The sequence below is a fragment of the Pseudomonas syringae genome (assembly GCF_021606685.1).
Taxonomy (GTDB): Bacteria; Pseudomonadota; Gammaproteobacteria; order Pseudomonadales; family Pseudomonadaceae; genus Aquipseudomonas; species Aquipseudomonas syringae_R.
The window spans coordinates 1-19,910 of record NZ_WKCB01000066.1 but is presented as its reverse complement, the minus strand read 5'-3'; the positions used below and the strand labels follow the sequence as shown (position 1 = coordinate 19,910).

The window sequence follows — 19,910 nt, the reverse complement described above, 5'->3', positions numbered from 1 at the left end:
CTGCGCATCGCCTATGCCTTGGACGACGACGCGTTGGTGCGTGACTGTGAAGCCGTCCACCGGTTCTGCCTGGCGACCCGCTAAACGTCGCGCATCAGCAAGCCAAAGCGCAGGTCCAGCTCGGCCGCGAGCGGCACGTACACCGTGTGCCCATCCCCCGGTGCCACCTCGATGGCCTCGCCCTTGGCATTGTGCAGGCTGGCCAGGTCAAAGTGCACGTTGCCAGCGGGCGTCATCAATTCCAGGTGATCGCCCACGGCAAAGCGGTTCTTCACCTTGACCTCAGCCAGCGCGCCTCGGCGTTCGCCGGTCAGTTCCCCGACAAACTGCTGGCGTTGCGAAACCGAGCTGCCGTTCTGGTAATTCTGGTATTCGTCGTGCACATGGCGGCGCAGGAAACCTTCGGTATAGCCGCGTTGGGCGAGGGATTCGAGATTGGTCATCAAGTTGCGATCAAAGGCGCGCCCGGCCACCGCATCATCAATCGCCTGGCGGTACACCTGGGTGGTGCGCGCGCAGTAGAAGTGGGATTTGGTCCGACCTTCGACCTTGAGCGAGTGCACGCCCATGTGTGTCAGGCGCTCCACATGCTGCACTGCGCGCAGGTCCTTGGCGTTCATGATGTAAGTGCCGTGCTCGTCCTCGAAGGCGGGCATCTGCTCATCGGGGCGGTTGGCCTCCTGCAGCAGGAACACGTGATCGGTCGGCGCGCCGATCCCCAGCGTCGGCTCACATTGCTGGACGATATCGCCCGTAGCGTTTTCCACCGCCGGCGTGGCCTGGTATTTCCAGCGGCAGGCATTGGTGCAGCTGCCCTGGTTGGCGTCGCGCTTGTTCATATAGCCCGAGAGTAAACAGCGCCCGGAATACGCCATGCACAAGGCGCCGTGCACAAACACCTCCAGCTCCATGGCCGGCACTTGCTGGCGGATTTCGTCGATCTCTTCCAGGGACAGCTCGCGCGACAGGATCACCCGGCCAATCCCTTGCTGCTGCCAGAATTGCACACTGGCCCAGTTCACCGTATTGGCCTGTACCGACAGGTGGATCGGCATCTGTGGGAAGTGCCGGCGCACCAGCATGATCAGCCCGGGGTCGGACATGATCAGCGCGTCCGGGCCCATGGCGATGACCGGGGCCAGGTCCTTGAGGAAGGTCTTGAGCTTGGCATTGTGCGGCGCGATGTTCACCACCACGTAGAAACGCTTGCCCTGGGCATGGGCCTCGTCGATGCCGAGGGCGAGGTTGGCGTGATCGAACTCATTATTGCGCACGCGCAGGCTGTAGCGCGGCTGGCCGGCATAGACCGCATCGGCGCCGTAGGCGAACGCGTAACGCATGTTTTTCAGGGTGCCGGCGGGGGCGAGCAATTCGGGGGCAAGGGCAGGGGGCATGGTCGCTACTTGGGTCAAAAGTGCCGCAAGGTAATGCAAACCCGCACAGGCTTTATTGATCTGGGTCTACGCTAACAACAAAGATGGCACTCACGGGGTTTGCAGCGGACTAAGCAGCAGGGTGCACATACGCCCCCTGCTTTTCTGACATGGATCGGACATGAATCAAACCAACCTGCAATTCAAGACCCTGCTGTTGCTGCTGGTCTTGGTGACCGTCGCCTTTATCTGGATATTGCTGCCGTTTTACGGCGCGGTGTTCTGGGCGGTCATCCTCGGCATTATCTTTGCGCCCATGCAGCGCCGTCTGCAGCAGCGCTTCGGCTGGAACCGCAACCTGACCTCCTTGAGCACACTGATGGTGTGCCTGGTGATTGCGATTCTGCCGGTGATCATCACCAGCGCCTTGCTGGTGCAAGAGGGCGCCACCCTCTACAAAAACGTCGAGAGCGGCAAGCTTGACGTGGCCGGGTATATCGAGCAGTTCAAGAATTTCCTGCCGCCGTACTTCCAGCACCTGCTGGACCGCTTCGGCATGGGCAATCTGGAGGGGCTGCGGGAGAAGATCGTCAAGAGTGCGATGCAGGGCAGCCAGTTCTTCGCGTCCCAGGCATTCAGCTTCGGCCAGGGTACGTTTGATTTCCTGGTGAGCTTTTTCATCATGTTGTACCTGCTGTTCTTCCTGCTGCGCGACGGCCCCGAGCTGGTACGCAAAGTTCGCACGGCGGTGCCGTTGGCCGAACCGCAGAAGCGTCGCTTGCAGCTCAAGTTCAACCGGGTGGTGCGTGCCACGGTCAAGGGCAACGTGTTGGTGGCCGTGACCCAGGGCGCGCTGGGCGGTTTGATCTTCTGGTTCCTCGACATTCCCAGTGCGTTGCTCTGGGCGGTATTGATGGCGTTTCTGTCGCTGTTGCCGGCGGTGGGGGCGGGCATCGTGTGGGGCCCGGTGGCCGCCTACTTCCTGTTGAGCGGTTCGATCTGGCAGGGCGTGGTGCTGGGGCTGTTCGGGGTGTTCGTGATCGGCCTGGTGGACAACGTGCTACGCCCGATCCTGGTGGGCAAGGACACCAAGATGCCGGATTACCTGATCCTGATCTCGACCCTGGGCGGGCTGTCGGTATTCGGCCTCAACGGGTTCGTGATCGGGCCGTTGGTTGCTGCATTGTTCATGTCCAGCTGGGCGCTGTTTGTCGAAAGCAAGCCGCGGGTCAAGCTGCCACTGCCGTAAACCTCAAGCGTGGAGCCTGAAGCAGGAGGCCTGTTGCAGTTGTCGTTCGGCAGCCGACAACGACGTCAGTGGGCCGCTGATGGCTTCGCCGTCGCGTACAACGTACCAGCAAGCCAACAAGCCTCGCTCCCTGAGAGGGGCGGGGACGGCGCTGCCGATGACGGACATGATGTGAGCAGTGGGCATAAGAACCTCCAATCGCAATGGAGGTCACCTTACGGGGCCGGACGGCTGAGGAAAAATCACCTGTCTCGATAGTCGACATCGATGTGACGTGTCAGTCCACCACCTGATCGAGCATGCTCACCACTTCCTGCTCACTGAGCAAGCCTTTGCGCACCAGGTTTTCCGCCAGCAAGGCAAGGAACTTGGCGCTGCGGTGGCCTTCCAGATGCTTGAGTTCCGTAAGGGCGCTGTAGACCTTGCTGGACGTACAGAGGCCTGCGGTGCGGTGTGGGTTTTGCGTGGGCATGGTCAGTCGTCCTTGTTGTTATAGGCTGGACAGGATCGCGAATGGGAGCGTGTCGTGAGGCAAACATGACAGCGCAAGCCCTCTTCAAGCAAGTAGACATTGGTGTCAATCATGTGGGATTACGCTTCGGGCATTGTCCTCGGAGCGACCTTGGCAGGATAAATTCGGACGTTTGCGCGCAAAAAAAGGCCCCGCGTATACGCGAGGCCTGTTTCTGTTTGGGTTTGTAGCCGGTTACCAGCCGCGGCCGTAGTAGCCGTGGGGAGGGCCGTAGTAGCCGCGCGGTGGGCCGTAATAGACTGGCGCCGGGCGGTAGTAAACCTGCTGCTGCACATACACCGGAGGTGGCGGTGCGTAGTAGACCGGTGGCGGGGCGGCATACACGGGCTGCGGCTGCACATACACCGGTTGCTGCACGTAGACTTCACGAGGTTGGCTGGCAACCACGGAGCCCACGACGGCAGCGCCGACTAACGCACCCAAGACGGCCGGGCCACCCCATCCGCCACCGTGGGCGGAGGCTTGGCCTGCCATAGCGAGTGCACCGATAAGCAAGGCGATCTTGGGGATTTTACGAATCATGGTCATTCCTCGGTTAGCCCCTGCGCTTGTGGCCTGCAATCAATAGACTCAAGTAATGTCGCGGGGATACTTTTAAGACAACGTATTTCTGAAAAACAGCACGGCCGCTAGGTAAAGGTTGTGTAAGGTCTGTACCGATTTGCTTACTCAAAGGAGTTTTCCATGCAGATGCACCCCAACAAGGACACCCAACTGTGCATGTCACTGTCGGCGCGCCCCGGGAATTTTGGCCTGCGATTTCATAACCACCTGTACGAACAGTTGGGTCTGAACTTCTACTATAAGGCCTTCAGCAGCCGCGATTTGCCCGGCGCGATAGGTGGTATCCGCGCATTGGGCGTGCGTGGCTGCGGGGTGTCCATGCCGTTCAAGGAGGCCGCCATTGCCTTGGTGGACGAACTCGACGCTTCGGTTCAAGCCATCGACTCGCTGAACACCATCGTCAACACCGACGGCCACCTAAAGGCCTACAACACCGACTACATCGCCGTTGAGCAATTGCTCAAAAAGCACGCCGTGCCCAAGGATTCGACCTTTGCCCTGCACGGCAGCGGCGGCATGGCCAAGGCTGTGGCCAGCGCCTTGCGTGATGGCGGTTACGCCAATGGCGTGATTGTGGCGCGCAACGAAGCGGCGGGCAGGGCGCTGGCGCGCAACCTGGGGTATGAGTGGCAGGCACAACTTGGGAATTTACGCCCGCAGATGCTGATCAACGTGACGCCGATTGGCATGACGGGTGGCGCCGAGGCGGATGCCTTGGCGTTTGAGGCGGATGCGGTGGATAAAGCGCAGACTGTCTTCGATGTGGTAGCGATTCCCGCCGAAACCCCGTTGATCATGCGTGGGCGTGCCCAAGGCAAGCGAGTGATCACCGGGCTGGAAGTGATTGCGATCCAGGCGCTGGAGCAGTTTGTGCTATACACCGGGGTGCGGCCGACTCAGGAGCAGTTTGAGGCGGCAGTAGCTTTCGCCCGAAGCTGAACATCGAACCCTTTCGGGGCGCCACCTGAACTGTCTGGATCAGGTGGCGCCAGCGAGAAGCTGCTTATGCATCGGCGCTTAACGATTCGATGCGCATGAGGCAAGCCGTTCACCAGCGGCGGAAATCTTTTTCAGCATTTCCTTAACTGGCGCACGACGCGCCTCTAAGTGGGATCATGGCTTGGCTTGGCGAAGTACTAGCTGGGACAGGCGGGTCTTAACGCGGAAGCAGAACTCACGAATTTGAAATTGATAAGCTGGCAGAACCATATAGTTGATATCGGAACTAATGGAATCTTTAATTTGCATGTATTTACCAGTCTTGCTGGCAATCGCCTGGTATTCCGCTTCGTATTTATCGTAAGAGGCTTTGTTGTAGATTTTTAATACATCGAGCTCTTTACGGCATTGCTCTGCGCGATTTTCGTTCAAGTTTGTTTCTGATTCTGGCTGAACGGCGTCCGACGAGGCATGGGTGGGGGCGTCAGCATTGGCGTTCGAAGGCGCAGCCTCGTATCGCACGGTGTAGGGCGCTGTCGGTTCTGCCGGGGTTGGATGTGCGACCTCAGCGGGTGATTGCTGAGTGACAGCAGGAGCTGGAGTCTCTCTGGGGGTTTCTGGCGTTTTCGTAGCGCATCCCGAGAGGGCAAGTCCTGCCAATACAACAATGCCACACATTTTATTCATCAGTTTCACCAAAGATTTAATTATGAACGGCTGAGTCGTTACGGTCTGGGCAACGGTAAAAACACCTTCACCGATTGGGTGTAAATTTTCTACCAGCCTCAAGGCGCTCAGCCTCTCTTCCTTGAGTGCGCAGGTGAACGATAATAGTAAAAAAACACCGAGCTGACGAGTAAAAGCTTGTCAGAAATTCCACAAAATTAATGGGGTAGTTACTGTGGGGGGCAAGCCTGCTATAGCGGGGTAACAGGTTAGAGATCGGTGACTTGCACACCGCTATCGGCAGCAAGCCCCGCCCCACATTGGAAATGTGTTACGCCTGTTCGAGCTGCGCCAAGCGCTCCTCCAGCGCCGTAATCCGTGCTTCCAGCTCTTCAATCCGGTCCACGGAAACCGCTGTACCACGCTCCACGGGATTGCCCCGCGCACTGATAATCGCCTCGATATCCGCCGGATCCCCGAGCGCATGGGTGTAACGGTCTTCCCGTTGCCCCGCCTGACGCGGCACCAGCAATGCCAGCCCCCGCGCTATCAAGCGTTCGAGCTGATGCACGACCTGCTCGGCATCTTCAAAGTCATGCATGCGCCCGCTGCGGGTCAGCAGTTCGTTGACGGTTTGCGGTCCGCGCAAAAACAGCAGTCCAGTCAGAATCACTTGGGCCGGCACCAGCTCCAGCGCCTTATCCACGCGATGCTCCCAGCGGTCGGCGCGGCTGCCCATGACCAGGCGGGTGAAGCCCTGGCCTTCGAGCACGCGCAGGCTTTGGCCGACCTGGCCCTGGCTAAGGTTCATCACCGGTTCGCGGCTGGTCTTCTGGTTGCAGGCCAGCACCAGGGCGTTGAGGGTCAAGGGATAGGTTTCAGGGTTGGTCGCCTGTTTTTCGATCAGGCAGCCCAGGATGCGGATTTCCGTGCTGTTCAGGCGCGGCTCTGGGGTGTCGGTGTCATGCTCGGCGGTCATCGCGCGTTCCCTATGCAGTGAAGGCCCTAGCGTAAGCCCGAAAAAATAAAAGACAAGCAGCGGGCGTGTCTATAATCGCCGTTGGTTCAAACCGTGCCATAACCCTGAGACTGCCATGACTATTTCCCTGTACGCCGCTTCTATCCCAGTCTTCAAGCAAATGCTCAACGCCCTGAGCGATGTGCTGAACAAAGCCGAAGCCCACGCCACCGCCAAGAACATCGAGCCCAACGCCTTGTTGCAAGCGCGTTTGTTCCCGGACATGTTCCAGCTGGTGCGCCAGGTGCAGATCGCCGTCGACTTCGCCAAGGGCGTTTCCGCGCGCCTGGCCGAGCTCGAAGTACCCAAGTACGAAGACAGCGAAGTGACCTTCGCCGATCTGCAAGCGCTGATCGCCAAGGTGCTGGCGTTCGTCGATACCATCAAGCCTGAGCAAATCGACGGCAACGAAGGCATCGAAATCGTCACTCGCCCAGGCACCCCGAAAGAGAAGCGCTTCAGCGGCCAGTCCTACCTGCTGACCTATGGCCTGCCGCAGTTCTTCTTCCACGTCACCACCGCCTACGCTTTGTTGCGCCACAACGGCGTCGAAGTGGGCAAGCGTGACTACATGGGCGCGTTCTAAGCACCCAGATACAAAAAAGCCCGGGCCGGTTCATTCAAGAACCGCCCGGGCTTTTTTGTTTCCGGCGTTTACGCCGGCTGTTCTTCCTTGCCCAGACACGCGGCCGCGGTGAACAACACATCAGTGGACGAATTGAGCGCGGTTTCCGCCGAATCCTGCAGCACGCCGATGATGAAGCCGACGGCTACCACCTGCATGGCGATTTCGCTGGGGATACCGAACAGGCTGCACGCCAGTGGGATCAACAGCAGCGAGCCGCCGGCCACACCCGAGGCACCGCAGGCGCAGATAGCGGCTACCACGCTGAGCAGCACAGCGGTTGGCAGGTCGACGGCAATGCCGAGCGTGTGCACGGCCGCCAGTGTCAGCACGGTAATGGTGATTGCAGCACCGGCCATATTGATGGTGGCGCCCAGGGGGATCGATACCGAGTAGGTATCTTCATGCAGGCCCAGGCGCTTGCTCAACGCCAGGTTCACGGGAATGTTCGCCGCCGAACTGCGGGTGAAGAATGCCGTGATGCCGCTTTCACGCAGGCACATCAGCACCAGGGGGTACGGGTTGCGGCGCAGCTTCCAGAACACGATGGCCGGGTTGATCACCAGCGCCACGAACAGCATGCAGCCGATCAGCACCAGCAGCAGGTGCGCGTAGCCGAGCAGGGCGCCGAAACCCGAGGTGGCCAGGGTCGACGCCACCAGGCCGAAAATGCCCAGCGGCGCAAAGCGGATGACCACGCGCACAATCAGTGTGACGCCGTTGGACAGGTCGTCGAGCACGGTGCGTGTGGTGTCGCCAGCATGACGAATGGCAACCCCCATGCCGATCGCCCAGGCCAGGATGCCAATGAAGTTGGCATTCATCAGCGCGCTGACGGGGTTATCCACCACACTTAGCAACAGGCTTTGCAGCACTTCACCAATGCCGCCCGGTGCGCTGACCGTGGCGTCATGGGTGGCCAGCACCAGCGACGAAGGAAACCACAGGCTGGCTACCACCGCGACCACGGCGGCGGCAAAGGTGCCCAGCAAGTACAGGAACAGGATCGGTTTGATATGGGTTTCCTGCCCATGTTTATGGTTGGCGATTGACGCCATCACCAGCACAAACACCAGGATCGGCGCCACGGCCTTGAGCGCGGCGACGAATACCTTGCCGATAAACCCGGTGGCCCTAGCCGCCTCGGGCAACAGCAAGGCCAGCAGAATGCCTGCGGTGAGGCCGATGATAATTTGCGTGACCAGGCTGACGCGCGCTAGTCGATGAAGGAGGGAAGGGGCAGCAGTCATAAACACTTGTCTCTGATTTTTTGAAGGCACAGCGGCGCACGCAGAAAGGGCTGTAGGACGCGGATCGCGAAGTCTAGCATGCCCCAGGAAAAGTCCCCGGCAGTGCGGCATTGCGTCACCCAGGCGCGGCGGCCTTCGCCAAATCCGGACATACTCTGTTAAGATTCACGCCTCTCATCTTTCCTCTCCGTCAGCGGGCCCTCAGGGCTGTCGTTGATGTCGTCGTTTCTGGAGTTTTCATGCTGTTTCCCATCCTGCTGCTGTCGGCCGCCGGCTTCACCGTGCTGACCACAGAATTCATCATCGTCGGCCTGTTGCCGGCCATCGCTCGGGACTTGAACGTCAGTGTGTCCCAGGCCGGTTTGCTGGTGACGTTGTTCGCGTTCACCGTGGCGGCTTTTGGTCCGTTTCTCACGGCCTATTGCGCCCGTTTCCCACGTAAGCGTCTGTTTATCAGCATCCTGATCATGTTCGGCGTGGCCAATACCGTGGCCGCACTGGCACCGAATATCTGGGTCATGGCCTTCGCACGCTTGATTCCGGCCTTGGGCCTGCCGGTGTTCTGGGCCTTGGCCAGCGAAACCGCGGTGGACATCGTCGGCCCTGAGTACGCTGGGCGCGCGATTGAGAAAATCGGTTTTGGCATCGTTTGCGCCACAGTCTTCGGCATCCCGGTAGGCACGCTGATTTCCGATATGTTCGGCTGGCGCACCGCGTTTGCCATCCTCGCTGTGGTCGCGCTGGCAAAAGCCTTACTGCTGTTTATCTACCTGCCGGTGACCACGCCCAAGAACGATCAAGTGACGTTGCGTGCGCAATTCAAGATCCTGCGCAACCCGTTGATGCAGGGCCATATCCTGCTGTCGATCCTGGTGTTCAGCGGCATGTTCACGGCGTACACGTACCTGGCGGACATCCTCGAACGCCTGGCCGGCTTCGACGGCACCCTGGTGGGCTGGTGCCTGATGGGCTTCGGTGCGGTCGGGCTGATCGGCAATTCGCTGGGTGGGCGTGCGGTGGACCGTCACCCGCTAATCGCCTCGATGGTGTTTTGCGGCTTGATGATCGCGGGCATGGTCGCGCTGGTACCGGCGATTCACTCCACCGTCGGCCTGGCGGCGGCGATGGCGGTATGGGGCGTGACCCAGGCTGCGCTGTTTCTGGTCAGCCATGTGCGCTTGATGAAAGCGGCGCCCCATGCGCCGGCGTTCGCGGCGTCGTTGAACATCGCCGGGGCCAACCTGGGGATCGGCCTGGGGGCGTTGGTCGGTGGGCATGTGATCGACACCTTGGGCCTGGGCAGCCTGGGCTTTGCTGCGTCCGGGTTTATCCTGGTGTCGATCCTGCTGGCGCTGTGGCTGATGACGGCGAAACCGGCGTCGACCTGTGCCTGATTCCTGTGGGAGTGGACAAGCCTGCTCCCACATTGGCATCAGGGCAGGGTGGTAAACAGCTCGCGTCGAGCACCCTCGGTAATCGCGACGATGCCGGGGTGCTTGACCTTGCGCTCCACCGAGATCGCGTAGAACGACTCAGTCACCGCAAGGGTCTGGCCGATCAGCGCCACGCCGTACTGGCGCACCACCTCATCGGCGATCACGCTGGGCGCAATGAAGATCCCGCTGCCGGATTGCCCGAACGCCTGCATCAGCGCGCTATCGTCGAATTCGCCGATGATTCTGGGTTGGATCTGCTGCTCGGCGAACCAGCGCTGTAAACGGCTGCGCACCACCGTTTCTGCGCCGGGAATCAACAGCGGCGCGCCATCCAGGCACTGTGGGAAATCGCCGCCATACCGGTCAGCCAATGCCTGGGTGGCGAAAAAACTGATGCCACATTCCCCCAACTTCTGGCTGTAGCCCTTGATGTCCAGGTGCGTAGGCATCGGGCTGTCGGAGATCACCAGGTCCAGGCGCTGGATCGCCAGGTCAGCCAGTAAACGTTCGAGTTTGTCCTCGCGGCAGGTGATGCGGATCGGCTCGCTCAGCTCCATGGTCGGGGCGATCAGCCGGTAGACGATGGACTTGGGCACCACATCCGCCACCCCGACGCGGAACAGGATTTGCTGTTCGTCGGGCTGCGCGCGCAGCATCGCTTCGAGTTCATTGCCAGTCTGGAACATCTGCTCGGCGTAGGGCAGGGCCTTGCGTCCGGCTTCGGTCAGCTCCAACTGACGGCCGACGCGCTGAAACAATGCGATGCCATACGTGTGCTCCAGCAGGCTGATCTGCCCGCTGATGGTCTGGGGCGTAAGGTTCAGTTGCTCGCACGCGCGCACGATGCTGCCGGTCTTGGCCACCACCCAGAAGTAGTGCAGTTGTCGGTAATTGAGCATGGCCGCTGTCACTTCGTGAAAACCGAAGTATACGCGAGAAAAATACGAATTTTCCTGAACTGTTTGCCTGCATAGAATGCCTCGCTATCGCGGGGCCACTATTTGGACCCATTGGTTCTAACGAGGAATACATCATGAAACTCAATTCTCTCGGCGCGGCATCGTTGCTTGCGCTTTCATTGGTGATGATCAGTGGTTGTGATCAGGTCGAAAAAAGTGCGCAGCAGGTCTTGGGCAAAGCCACCGAATCGGCCAAACAGGCCATCGACGACACCCACAAGGCTGCCGAGCAGGCGTTGAGTGAAGCGACACAAGGCTTGATCAGTCCTGAAAAAAAGGAAGCTGAGCAAGAAGAACCAAATGGCAATAAAGAAGCCTAATTTCCCAGTACAACGTCAGGACTGACCTATGGATTACCTCTTACAACTGGCCGCCAGCCCCACCGCCTGGGTGGCACTGGCCACTTTGATCGTCATGGAAGTCGTGCTGGGCATCGATAACCTGATCTTCATCTCGATCCTCACCAACAAATTGCCCGAGCAGCATCGAGCCAAGGCGCGGCGCATCGGTATCAGCATGGCGTTGGTATTGCGCCTGGGTCTGTTGAGCACCATCGCGTTCATTGTGCAACTGACGGCGCCGGTGTTTGAAGTGTTGGGCCAGGCGTTTTCGTGGAAGGACATGATCCTGATTGCCGGTGGTCTGTTCCTGGTGTGGAAGGCAACCACCGAGATCCATCACAGCATGGACCCGGAGCCGGAAGAGAAGGCCAGCGTCGGCAACACCGTGACCATCGGTTTTGCGGCGGCGATTGGACAGATCCTGTTGCTCGACCTGGTGTTCTCCATCGACAGCATCATTACCGCCGTGGGCATGACCGAGCACTTGCCGATCATGATCATTGCCGTAGTGACCTCGGTGATCGTGATGCTGGTGGCGGCCGAGCCGTTGGCCAAGTTCATCAACGACAACCCGACCGTGGTGATGCTGGCCCTGGGCTTCCTGATCATGATCGGCATGACCCTGATCGCCGAAGGCTTCGGTGCCCATGTGCCTAAAGGCTACGTGTACGCTGCCATGGCCTTCTCCGCCGCGATCGAGTGCTTGAACATCGCCCGACGCAACCGCCACAAGCGTTTGCTCGCTGCCCGGCAGTAAAGGCGTAAACCCAAAAGGCCGGCTGCGCTCGCAAGAGCCCAGCCGGCCTTTTGCTGTCTGTTGGCGTCGTAGCGTCAGGGCAGGGTAGACGTGCGGTTGGCAAGGGTGAAGACCCTCAGGCGCATCAATCGCGGCGCGTCATCCCCTCTCAGCTGTCGGGACTCACCTGGGTGGGTTCCGGGCAGGTTTCTTCGCCGTTGTTCAGGCCCTGCTTGTAGTTGCGGCTCAGCAGTGAGGCCTTGCCGTTGTGCCAGGTCAATGTCAGCACATACAACGAGTCGTAATCGCTGCCCGACCAATCGTCGGTGATGGTGTGTTTTTCGCCGGATGCTTCACTGGCCACTTTGTTGATCAGCTCCGGCAGATAGCCGTGCGACCACGCGGTGTAGATGATGGCGTTGTGGTACTTGTCCTCGACCAACTCGTCGGCGAGGGCACTGGTGTCATTCGCCGAAAACTTGATGTTTACCGGCAGGCCCAGCTTGATGGCACTGGGGCTGATGGTCATCAGCGGGCGAATGTAGCTGTAGGAATTATCCAACTCGCCTTCCTCGACATTGCGCGTCGGGTTGGCGGCGAAAACGAAGTCGGCCTTGCCGAATTTCTCCGGCAATACCGTAGCCAGGTTCATTGCACGGTTAAGCCCCTGGCAATTGAGCTGGCCCAGGCCGCCAAGAGGTTTCTCACCGTGGCGCAGAAATACCAGGGTTTGCACACCGTCCACTTGTTCGGCACGGCTGGTGCGTGATTCAAGGGTCAAGCCGATAGCACCGCCCACCAACAGCAGCGGCAACATGATGTATGAATATCTTTTCAGACGCCGCGCAAAGCACAGAGGCTTGATTGTCATTGGGAGTCGAGTCTTATGTGCATCGGGTTAAGGCGGACAAGCCCGGCCCCAGTGACGCATCCGGCGTCCTGCGGTGTTCCCTGTCGATGTAGCGAGGCGTCTCCATTCACCGTAAGTGCGCAACTAAGAGTGTACGTAGGCCTATTGGTTCGCCTGCGTAGGATAATCACCCGCTGATGTTGCGTATTGATGACCCATGCAGGACGCGAGACAGATGACTATGATGGGGGCTTTATGCCGAGGGATTTCCCGATGAACCCAATCGCCGCCTTCCCGATCAACAGTAAATGGCCGGCCCAGCATCCGGAGCGCTTGCAACTGTACTCGCTGCCGACGCCCAACGGGGTAAAGGTTTCAATCATGCTCGAGGAATTGGGCCTGCCCTATGAGGCGCACAAGGTCAGTTTCGAGACGCAGGACCAGCTGTCCCCCGAGTTCCTGTCCCTGAACCCGAACAACAAGATTCCCGCGATCATCGACCCCAATGGTCCCAGTGGCCAGCCCCTGGCGTTGTTCGAGTCCGGTGCGATCCTGATCTACCTGGCGGAGAAAACCAGCCAGTTACTCTCTGAAGATCCCGCGACGCGTTATGAAACCATTCAGTGGCTGATGTTTCAGATGGCCGGTATCGGCCCGATGTTCGGCCAGGTCGGTTTTTTCAACAAATTTGCCGGCAAGGCCTACGAGGACAAGCGGCCCCGCGACCGTTATGCCGCCGAGTCGCGGCGTTTGCTTGAGGTGCTGGAAAAACGCCTGCTCGGTCGCACCTGGATCATGGGCGACGAGTACAGCATCGCAGACATCGCCACCTTCCCGTGGATTCGCAACCTGATCGGTTTCTATGAATCGGGTGACCTGGTGGGCATCGCCGACTTCCCTAATGTACTGCGCGCGCTGGACGGCTTTGTTGCCCGGCCGGCGGTGATCCGTGGCCTGAATATTCCGAGCTGAAGCATGCCGACTTTCGATTTCAAGCAACTCGATGTATTCAGCAACATCTCCCTCAAGGGCAACCCACTGGCCGTGGTGCTGGGGGCCGACAGTTTGAGCGACCAGCAGATGGCGGACTTCGCCCGCTGGACCAACCTCAGCGAAACCACGTTTTTACTGACGCCCCGCGATCCGCAGGCCGACTACCGAGTGAGAATTTTCACTACCCTCCAGGAGCTGCCATTTGCAGGGCACCCGACATTAGGCACCTGCCATGCCTGGTTGCAGGCCGGCGGCGTGCCCAAAGGCGAGGAGATCATTCAAGAGTGCGAAATCGGCCTGGTGCGTATCCGCCGTCAAGGCGATGAGCTGGCCTTTATTGCGCCGCCGCTGTTGCGTTCAGGTGCTGTAGACGCGCCGTTGCTGGAGCGTGTACGCCTGGGTTTGGGCCTCGCGCCGGAGGCAATCGTGCGCAGCCAATGGGTGGACAATGGCGCGGGTTGGCTTGCAGTGATGCTGGCTGAGCGTGAACAGGTGCTGGCGTTGCAGCCGGACTATTCGCAACTGCTGGGGTTGGCGGTGGGCGTGATCGCCCCCTGCGACCCTGCGCGCGACGTCCTGGATGCGCAGTTCGAAGTGCGAGCCTTTGTCGCCGGTGACGGCGCCCAGGAAGACCCGGCCACCGGCAGTTTGAACGCCGGTATTGCCCAATGGCTGCTCGACGAGGGGCTCGCGCCCGAGCGCTATGTGGTCAGCCAGGGCACGGCCATCGGCCGGGCGGGGCGTATTCGCGTCGAGCGCCAGGGCGAGGAGATCTGGATCGGTGGCGCTGTCGCGGTGTGCATCGAAGGGCGCCTACAGCTCTAGATCAATAAATTGTTACGGCCCGCGCAATACACTATTGGCCCCTGGACGTTTGTGTTGCCGGGGCCATGGGGCATAAGCTTTCGCCCCAAAGTGTTCAGTCTTCAGTCAGGAAAGCCATGACCAGCCAGTTCCCCCAAGCCCGTCCACGCCGTCTGCGCCGCTCCCCGGAGTTGCGTGGCTTGTTTCAGGAAACCGAGTTCACCCTTAATGACCTGGTGTTGCCGATTTTCGTCGAAGAAGAAATCGATGACTTTGTGCCGATCACCAGCATGCCAGGCGTGCAGCGCATCCCCGAGAAGAAACTGGCCAGCGAGATCGAGCGTTTTGCCCGTGCCGGTATCAAGTCGGTGATGACCTTTGGCGTGTCTCATCACCTGGACGCCAGCGGCAGTGACACGTGGAAGGAGCGTGGCCTGGTGTCGCGCATGTCCTCGATCATCAAGGACGCGGTGCCGGAAATGGTGGTGATGTCCGATACCTGCTTCTGCGAATACACCGACCATGGCCACTGCGGCGTGATGCACGGTGCCCATGTCGATAACGACGCGACCCTGGTCAACCTCGGCAAGCAAGCCGTGGCCGCCGCGCGTGCTGGTGCTGACGTCATCGCCCCGTCGGCCGCGATGGACGGCCAGGTCCAGGCGATCCGCCGCGCCTTGGACGACGCCGGTTTCACTCACATCCCGATCATGGCCTACTCCACCAAATTCGCTTCGGCCCTCTACGGCCCGTTCCGCGAAGCCGGCGGCAGCGCGCTCAAGGGCGATCGGAAAAGCTACCAGATGAACCCGATGAACCGCCGCGAAGCCGTGCGCGAATCCCTGCTGGACGAGCAGGAAGGCGCCGATGCCCTGATGGTCAAGCCGGCCGGTGCTTACCTCGACATCATCCGCGACATCCGCGAGGCCTCGCGCCTGCCGGTGGCGGCGTACCAGGTGAGTGGTGAATACGCGATGATCAAGTTCGGCGCTCAGGCGGGTGCCATCGATGAAGCGCGGGTGGTGCGTGAAACCCTGGGTTCGATCAAGCGGGCAGGTGCGGATTTGATCTTCACCTACTTTGCGATGGATCTGGCGTTGGCCGGCATCTGATGTGAGCGGGCGTGCTTTTCGATTGGAAAAGTACGCCCACTTCAGAAGTTGATACTGCGCGCTATGTCCTTGAGCTTTATAAATCTACGGCACGTCAGAGCCTCATCCACGCTCTGCAGGTCGTTCAGAAATTGTGTATTCAGCGGATCCAGCTCCGGGTCGTTAAAGCCATACCAGGTGTCATACGAATGCCCCGAGCCCCGGGGCGGGCCGAAGTACATTTCAAAACACAGGCGATTACGCAACGTATCGCCAAAGGTCACCAACTTTCTTAGGTTGATGGGTGCCATCGACTTGCTGGTCGGTGCGGGTACGCGCAGCCGCAGTGCAAATGCATTCTGCTGATAATGACCCATGGCACCGTGATCGGCCGAGTGGGCAACGGTGACGTCCCAGATAAACGAGGCGATTACCCTGGCCAGGGTATCCCCCTCGCGTATGCGTTGATAATCCGGAAAACCGGTGACCCACGCGGCAATCGCATTGCTCCAGTACGTGATCACCGGATCGTTAACATCAATGTGCGCCACCACGGCGCTGACAAAATCAAAAATCACGTCGTAATAACTGCGCAGAAACTCATCGAAATCTGACCAGACTTTTTCCGGTGCCAGCAGGTACGTGTATGGCGGATAACAGGTGTTACCCGCGATGCCGGAAAACGCATCGGTCATATGCCCGGTCCAGCCGCGTCCCTCTTCGATAATCGGAATATTTCCCCACCCCGGATACGGCGTATACGGCAGGAATTGATTGTTGTGCGCGACCGAGTAAGGCAATAGCGAAACGGCCTGGTTGATCGCCAGCTGGATACGCGTATGCGGTGCTATCAACTTGAACAACAGATGCTGTTGAGGCAGTGCGGTCAAGCTGATTGCGCTGATGGCGTCCATCGGGAAATGCAGCCGTGGGTGAGTGACCAGGGTGATCACGCACAGGGCGCCTTGAAATACAAAATACTTGGCAAGCTCCCAGGCGTTTTTATCGTCAGGGGTTAATACCAGGCCGTTTATCTTTATCGCCAGCGCGGTACCCGAGTCATCAGGCTCACGTTTGAACAGGGTCAAGCTGGGCGCCGAGTAGATGCCGTGCAGCGGATCAACGCGATTCATGCTCAGCGTGTCGATCTTCAAATATCTCGGTTGGCCGCCGCTATCAAAAACGTCACCGGGGTTCAGTAACCCGGGAAACTCAGCAATATCTTCCAGCCCCACCGGGGTCAGCAATTTGCTGAACGTGCCATAAAACAGTTGTTCGACGAATAATCGGTCGGACACCGGCTGCAGCTTGTGATCACCCGCGAGCATCTTGAGGATTATCTTGAGGCGACCGGACTTCAGGGTTTTAAGGTAATGCGACACCACATTGACGCGAAAATCCTCCAACTGGGTCTTGGGGACTTTTTTAATCATGGCGGGCAGTTCGGGGACTAGCGTGTTGACCTTCGGCCAAGGGCCGTCTTTGGCGTACAGGTAGTCATCGTCGGTGTATCCCGGAAGCGGGCCTGCCCATTCCTTGTAGCATTCGACTGACATACATAATCCCTTTCTGGCGAGAGTTAAAGCCTGCATACGTCCACGCGTACAGATGTTAGTTAAACGGTAAAAAGAAAATGGGGTAACTGTCAGATTTGACAGGTTTTATTTTGGTTGGGTTGTGATATGTGATTTCGGGTTGGGTTTTTTAAGGTTGTATTTTTCTAGTCGCAATAGAGTGGGCTTGCTTCAAGTATCCTGTTTGAATCAAATGCTGTGTGGGCTGGAATCTGGAGGATCAGTTCGTTCAGCACCTATTGATTTTATCCACTTTTTGTAGAAGTCTTCCTGTTCTTTCGGGTCGTTCGTAAGATTTTGATCTTCATGGTCAAATATATGAACCAAGTCCTCTCTTGTTGTGCGCTTTCCGAGGGTTAGTTCATATGCAACCATTCCGCCGCTCATTTGTGAGGCCATACTCGAAGGTCTTACATTTACTTTTGCACCTTTGCAAAGGAATTGTATGTGAGGGAAGTCGGATCTTACTTTTGCTAGGCATAAGTACATGTCTTCTGCTGTGTAAGTTTTTGCAAAGTTTTCGGCTTCTGAAAATTTTAATTTGATGTGGGTAGAGTCATATTTAAATGTAACGTATTTTTCTACGTTGTCTATTATGGCTTTGATTTTCTTCGTTTTCATTTTACTTTCCTGTTTGGGTTTGGAATTGAATATCCCATGTAACTGCCGTCTCGCTTCATGGGTGTTGCACCCAAGATATCTTCTGTGCTGATTTTACTTTGTATGGCGATTTCTGTCTCATTATCAAAAGGAGCTAATTTTCCAAGTTCTTTGTTCACGTCTCGACCAGAGATTTTTTTCAGCGCGTAGAGAAAACCTTTCCGTGTTCCATAACTGGTTGCAAAATCAATTCCGGTAGCTTTTGATGGGGAAGTGCTTATAAAGTTGCTGGGGGGATTGTTGCTATCGACTGCGTGTAAGTATAAGTCGTTGCTGGTGCCCTTGCTTTTAAAGCCATGTTGAAAAACATGGTCTGGGGTTTTGTCATCTCCGCGGTAGAGGTACTCGTTACCATTGTTAGCGGGCTGTTTAGGTTCCCCCTTAACCACGGTAGCCGCTTTTGTGAAATCTACAACTTTAGCGTTAGGCTTACAATCGCCCGCTTCCGGACAGTTACTTAAACCCAGTGGATCAACCCATCCCGTCGGGTTGGGCACGTACTGGTACGCATTAATCCCACCCGCCAGCTTCACCGGATCAGGTGTCAGGTAGCGACCAATATCTGGATTGTAGTAGCGATGGCGGTTGTAGTGCAGCCCGCTTTCCTGGTCGAAGTATTGACCCTGGAAGCGCAGTGGGTTGTCGATTTTTCCGGCGTCGAGGCGGGCGATTTCTCCGTAGGCGCGGTAGTGGGCGGACCAGACGATTTCGCCGTTTGGGTTTGTGAGTTCCTGTGGAGTGCCGAGGTGGTCGAGTTGGTAGTGGTAGGGTTTTGTGTCTTTGGGGCCATAGCCTTCGAGTAGTGCCAGCGGCCGGAAGCTGTCCGGTTCGTAGATATAGCTGCGATGACGGTCGGCGTGGTGTTCGGCGATGAGTTTGTCGCCTTGCCAGAAAAACTCAGTGGTGATGCCGTCCACGCTTTTGCTGATGCGTCGGCCAAACGGGTCGTAGCGGTAGCTGGCGGTTTGGCCGTTGGGTTGGGTGAGGCTGACCAGGCGGTGTTGGCAGTCGTAGCGGTATTCGGTGATCAGCGCGTGGCCGCGGCCACGGCGTTCGCGGATGAGGTTGCCAAAGGCGTCGTAGTCGTAGTGGCGGTCGCCCTGGATGGTCAGGCGGTTGCCGGCGACGATGTCGGGGCCGGGGCGGTCTTGCATCAGCAGGTTGCCGGCGGGGTCGTGGGCGAAGCGTTCCTGCACGTCTTGCGAGTGGTCGGCGCGGGTGAGGCGAGCGAGGGGGTCGTAGTGGTAGAGGTGCTCGCCTTTGCGGGTGTCTAACAGGCGGGTGAGGTTGCCGGATTTGTCGTAGTCGTATTGGCGCTGGTAGAGCGTGTGTTGCTGCTGGGTGACGGCGTGGGCGTGCAGGCGCTGTTGGTCGTCGTAGTGGTAGTGGCTGAGGAGTTGGCCTTGTTGGCGTTGGTGTTCCTGGCCGGATTTGAACAGGTGGGAGGTCAGGGTTTCGCCGTTCAGTTCGACGGTGGCGAGGTGGCCGCCTTTGCTGTGGTTGAAGGCAACGCGGTTATTGTCCGGCAGACGCAGGTTTTGCAGTTGGCCGCAGGCGTCGTAGCCGTAGCGCAGGGTGCCCCAGCCTTGGTGTTCGGCGGCGAGGCGGTTTTGGGTGTCGTACTCGTAGGCCAGCGCCCAGTGGCCGTCGTCGACGGTGAGGAGGTTGCCTTGGCGGTCGTAGGCATAATCAACAATGCTGCCGTCGGGCAGAGTTTTTCTTACCAAGCGCCCCGCGTGATCGCGCTTATAGCGGGTGACTAGCTGACTTCCGTCGTCACCGTATTCGGTTTTTTCTTGCAGGTTGCCGTTGAGGTCGTAGGCGTAGGCCGTGCGCTGGCCGTCAAAGCCGGTTTCCTGCTGGATCAGGCCGTTGAGGTGGTAGTCGAGCTTGTAAGTCTCGCCGACTTCGTTTTCGATTTCGGTGAGCAGTAGACGGACATTGTCATAGCGATACTTGACCTGGCTGCCATCGGCATTGATTCGACGGCTGATCAGGTGCAAACCGTCGGCGTATTCGTAGCGGGTGACGTTCCCCAACTCATCGCGTTCGGCGGTGATTTTTCCGTAGGGGTTGTAGCTGTATTCCCGCGAGGCACCGCCAGGTTGAGTCAATTTCAGTAAGCGACCTGCGGCATCCCACTGATACTGCGTCAGCGCCCCAAACTCGTCCTCACGCGCGACCTGCCGCCCAAGATCGTCATAGCGATAACGCTTGATCGCGCCATTGGGCAGCTGTTCTTCAATGAGC

General features: G+C 58.5%; 21 protein-coding genes. 9 read left to right on the top strand and 12 right to left on the bottom strand.

Annotation, left to right across the window (positions count from 1 at the left end):
* Positions 1–80 precede the first annotated feature (80 nt).
* The gene (trhP, locus tag GIW02_RS21100; RefSeq protein WP_236422045.1) at positions 81–1,394 is read right to left on the bottom strand and encodes a prephenate-dependent tRNA uridine(34) hydroxylase TrhP; all 1,314 of its coding nucleotides are present in this window, start codon (positions 1,392–1,394) and stop codon (positions 81–83) included.
* A gap of 160 nt (positions 1,395–1,554) precedes the next feature.
* Here trhP and GIW02_RS21095 point away from each other — a divergent pair, with 160 nt between their 5' ends.
* Entirely contained in the window at positions 1,555–2,622 is a 1,068-nt protein-coding gene (locus GIW02_RS21095; RefSeq protein WP_236418548.1) for an AI-2E family transporter, read from the top strand.
* A 3-nt stretch (positions 2,623–2,625) separates the two neighbouring features.
* Here the strand turns inward: GIW02_RS21095 and GIW02_RS21090 are convergent, their stop codons facing one another.
* The 3 genes from GIW02_RS21090 to GIW02_RS21080 form a co-directional block, all read right to left on the bottom strand.
* The gene (locus GIW02_RS21090; RefSeq protein WP_236418549.1) at positions 2,626–2,808 is read right to left on the bottom strand and encodes a hypothetical protein; all 183 of its coding nucleotides are present in this window, start codon (positions 2,806–2,808) and stop codon (positions 2,626–2,628) included.
* A 91-nt stretch (positions 2,809–2,899) separates the two neighbouring features.
* On the bottom strand, positions 2,900–3,094 hold the full coding sequence (locus GIW02_RS21085) for a hypothetical protein (protein WP_034137721.1): 195 nt from the start codon (positions 3,092–3,094) through the stop codon (positions 2,900–2,902).
* 234 nt (positions 3,095–3,328) lie between these two features.
* Positions 3,329–3,682, bottom strand: coding sequence for a hypothetical protein (locus GIW02_RS21080; protein WP_065907126.1), 354 nt, complete (start codon positions 3,680–3,682; stop codon positions 3,329–3,331).
* Positions 3,683–3,838: 156 nt separating this feature from the next.
* On the opposite strand from GIW02_RS21080, the gene GIW02_RS21075 reads away from it, so the two are divergent.
* The gene (locus GIW02_RS21075) at positions 3,839–4,657 is read left to right on the top strand and encodes a shikimate 5-dehydrogenase (protein ID WP_236418550.1); all 819 of its coding nucleotides are present in this window, start codon (positions 3,839–3,841) and stop codon (positions 4,655–4,657) included.
* Between the two features lie 174 nt (positions 4,658–4,831).
* Here the strand turns inward: GIW02_RS21075 and GIW02_RS21070 are convergent, their stop codons facing one another.
* Together GIW02_RS21070 and GIW02_RS21065 are read right to left on the bottom strand one after the other, a co-directional pair.
* Entirely contained in the window at positions 4,832–5,446 is a 615-nt protein-coding gene (locus GIW02_RS21070; protein ID WP_236422043.1) for a hypothetical protein, read from the bottom strand.
* 208 nt (positions 5,447–5,654) lie between these two features.
* Positions 5,655–6,302: a DUF480 domain-containing protein gene (locus tag GIW02_RS21065; RefSeq protein WP_236418552.1), complete on the bottom strand. Its 648-nt coding sequence runs from the start codon at positions 6,300–6,302 to the stop codon at positions 5,655–5,657.
* 115 nt (positions 6,303–6,417) lie between these two features.
* Here GIW02_RS21065 and GIW02_RS21060 point away from each other — a divergent pair, with 115 nt between their 5' ends.
* A complete protein-coding gene (locus GIW02_RS21060) occupies positions 6,418–6,927 on the top strand; it encodes a DUF1993 domain-containing protein (RefSeq protein WP_236418553.1) in 510 nt (169 codons plus the stop codon).
* Positions 6,928–6,995: 68 nt separating this feature from the next.
* On the opposite strand, the gene sstT is transcribed toward GIW02_RS21060, so the two are convergent.
* Positions 6,996–8,216: a serine/threonine transporter SstT gene (gene sstT, locus GIW02_RS21055; protein WP_236418554.1), complete on the bottom strand. Its 1,221-nt coding sequence runs from the start codon at positions 8,214–8,216 to the stop codon at positions 6,996–6,998.
* Between the two features lie 239 nt (positions 8,217–8,455).
* Here sstT and GIW02_RS21050 point away from each other — a divergent pair, with 239 nt between their 5' ends.
* Positions 8,456–9,610: an MFS transporter gene (locus GIW02_RS21050; RefSeq protein ID WP_236418556.1), complete on the top strand. Its 1,155-nt coding sequence runs from the start codon at positions 8,456–8,458 to the stop codon at positions 9,608–9,610.
* Positions 9,611–9,648: 38 nt separating this feature from the next.
* Here the strand turns inward: GIW02_RS21050 and nhaR are convergent, their stop codons facing one another.
* Complete coding sequence (gene nhaR / locus GIW02_RS21045) at positions 9,649–10,551, bottom strand: transcriptional activator NhaR (protein ID WP_236418558.1); 903 nt, start codon at positions 10,549–10,551, stop codon at positions 9,649–9,651.
* Positions 10,552–10,685: 134 nt separating this feature from the next.
* Here nhaR and GIW02_RS21040 point away from each other — a divergent pair, with 134 nt between their 5' ends.
* On the top strand, positions 10,686–10,931 hold the full coding sequence (locus GIW02_RS21040; RefSeq protein WP_236418559.1) for a hypothetical protein: 246 nt from the start codon (positions 10,686–10,688) through the stop codon (positions 10,929–10,931).
* Between the two features lie 28 nt (positions 10,932–10,959).
* Positions 10,960–11,709, top strand: a complete 750-nt coding sequence (locus GIW02_RS21035) for a TerC family protein (RefSeq protein ID WP_236422041.1) — start codon at positions 10,960–10,962, stop codon at positions 11,707–11,709.
* 148 nt (positions 11,710–11,857) lie between these two features.
* On the opposite strand, the gene GIW02_RS21030 is transcribed toward GIW02_RS21035, so the two are convergent.
* Complete coding sequence (locus GIW02_RS21030) at positions 11,858–12,559, bottom strand: histidine phosphatase family protein (RefSeq protein ID WP_236419145.1); 702 nt, start codon at positions 12,557–12,559, stop codon at positions 11,858–11,860.
* A gap of 252 nt (positions 12,560–12,811) precedes the next feature.
* Between GIW02_RS21030 and GIW02_RS21025 the strand changes: the two genes are divergently transcribed.
* The 3 genes from GIW02_RS21025 to hemB all read left to right on the top strand — a co-directional run bounded on the left by GIW02_RS21025 (position 12,812) and on the right by hemB (position 15,447).
* Positions 12,812–13,510, top strand: a complete 699-nt coding sequence (locus GIW02_RS21025; RefSeq protein WP_236419143.1) for a glutathione S-transferase N-terminal domain-containing protein — start codon at positions 12,812–12,814, stop codon at positions 13,508–13,510.
* A gap of 3 nt (positions 13,511–13,513) precedes the next feature.
* Entirely contained in the window at positions 13,514–14,356 is an 843-nt protein-coding gene (locus tag GIW02_RS21020; RefSeq protein WP_236419142.1) for a PhzF family phenazine biosynthesis protein, read from the top strand.
* Positions 14,357–14,472: 116 nt separating this feature from the next.
* The gene (hemB, locus tag GIW02_RS21015; protein ID WP_236422040.1) at positions 14,473–15,447 is read left to right on the top strand and encodes a porphobilinogen synthase; all 975 of its coding nucleotides are present in this window, start codon (positions 14,473–14,475) and stop codon (positions 15,445–15,447) included.
* A 41-nt stretch (positions 15,448–15,488) separates the two neighbouring features.
* Here the strand turns inward: hemB and GIW02_RS21010 are convergent, their stop codons facing one another.
* The 3 genes from GIW02_RS21010 to GIW02_RS21000 form a co-directional block, all read right to left on the bottom strand.
* Positions 15,489–16,982 (bottom strand): hypothetical protein, encoded by a 1,494-nt coding sequence (locus GIW02_RS21010; protein WP_236419140.1) that lies wholly within the window; start codon positions 16,980–16,982, stop codon positions 15,489–15,491.
* A gap of 207 nt (positions 16,983–17,189) precedes the next feature.
* The gene (locus GIW02_RS21005; RefSeq protein WP_236419138.1) at positions 17,190–17,621 is read right to left on the bottom strand and encodes a hypothetical protein; all 432 of its coding nucleotides are present in this window, start codon (positions 17,619–17,621) and stop codon (positions 17,190–17,192) included.
* Positions 17,618–19,910, bottom strand: a 2,293-nt coding sequence (locus tag GIW02_RS21000; RefSeq protein ID WP_236422038.1) for an RHS repeat-associated core domain-containing protein, incomplete at its 5' end; no start/stop codon positions are given. The genes GIW02_RS21000 and GIW02_RS21005, both read right to left, overlap by 4 nt.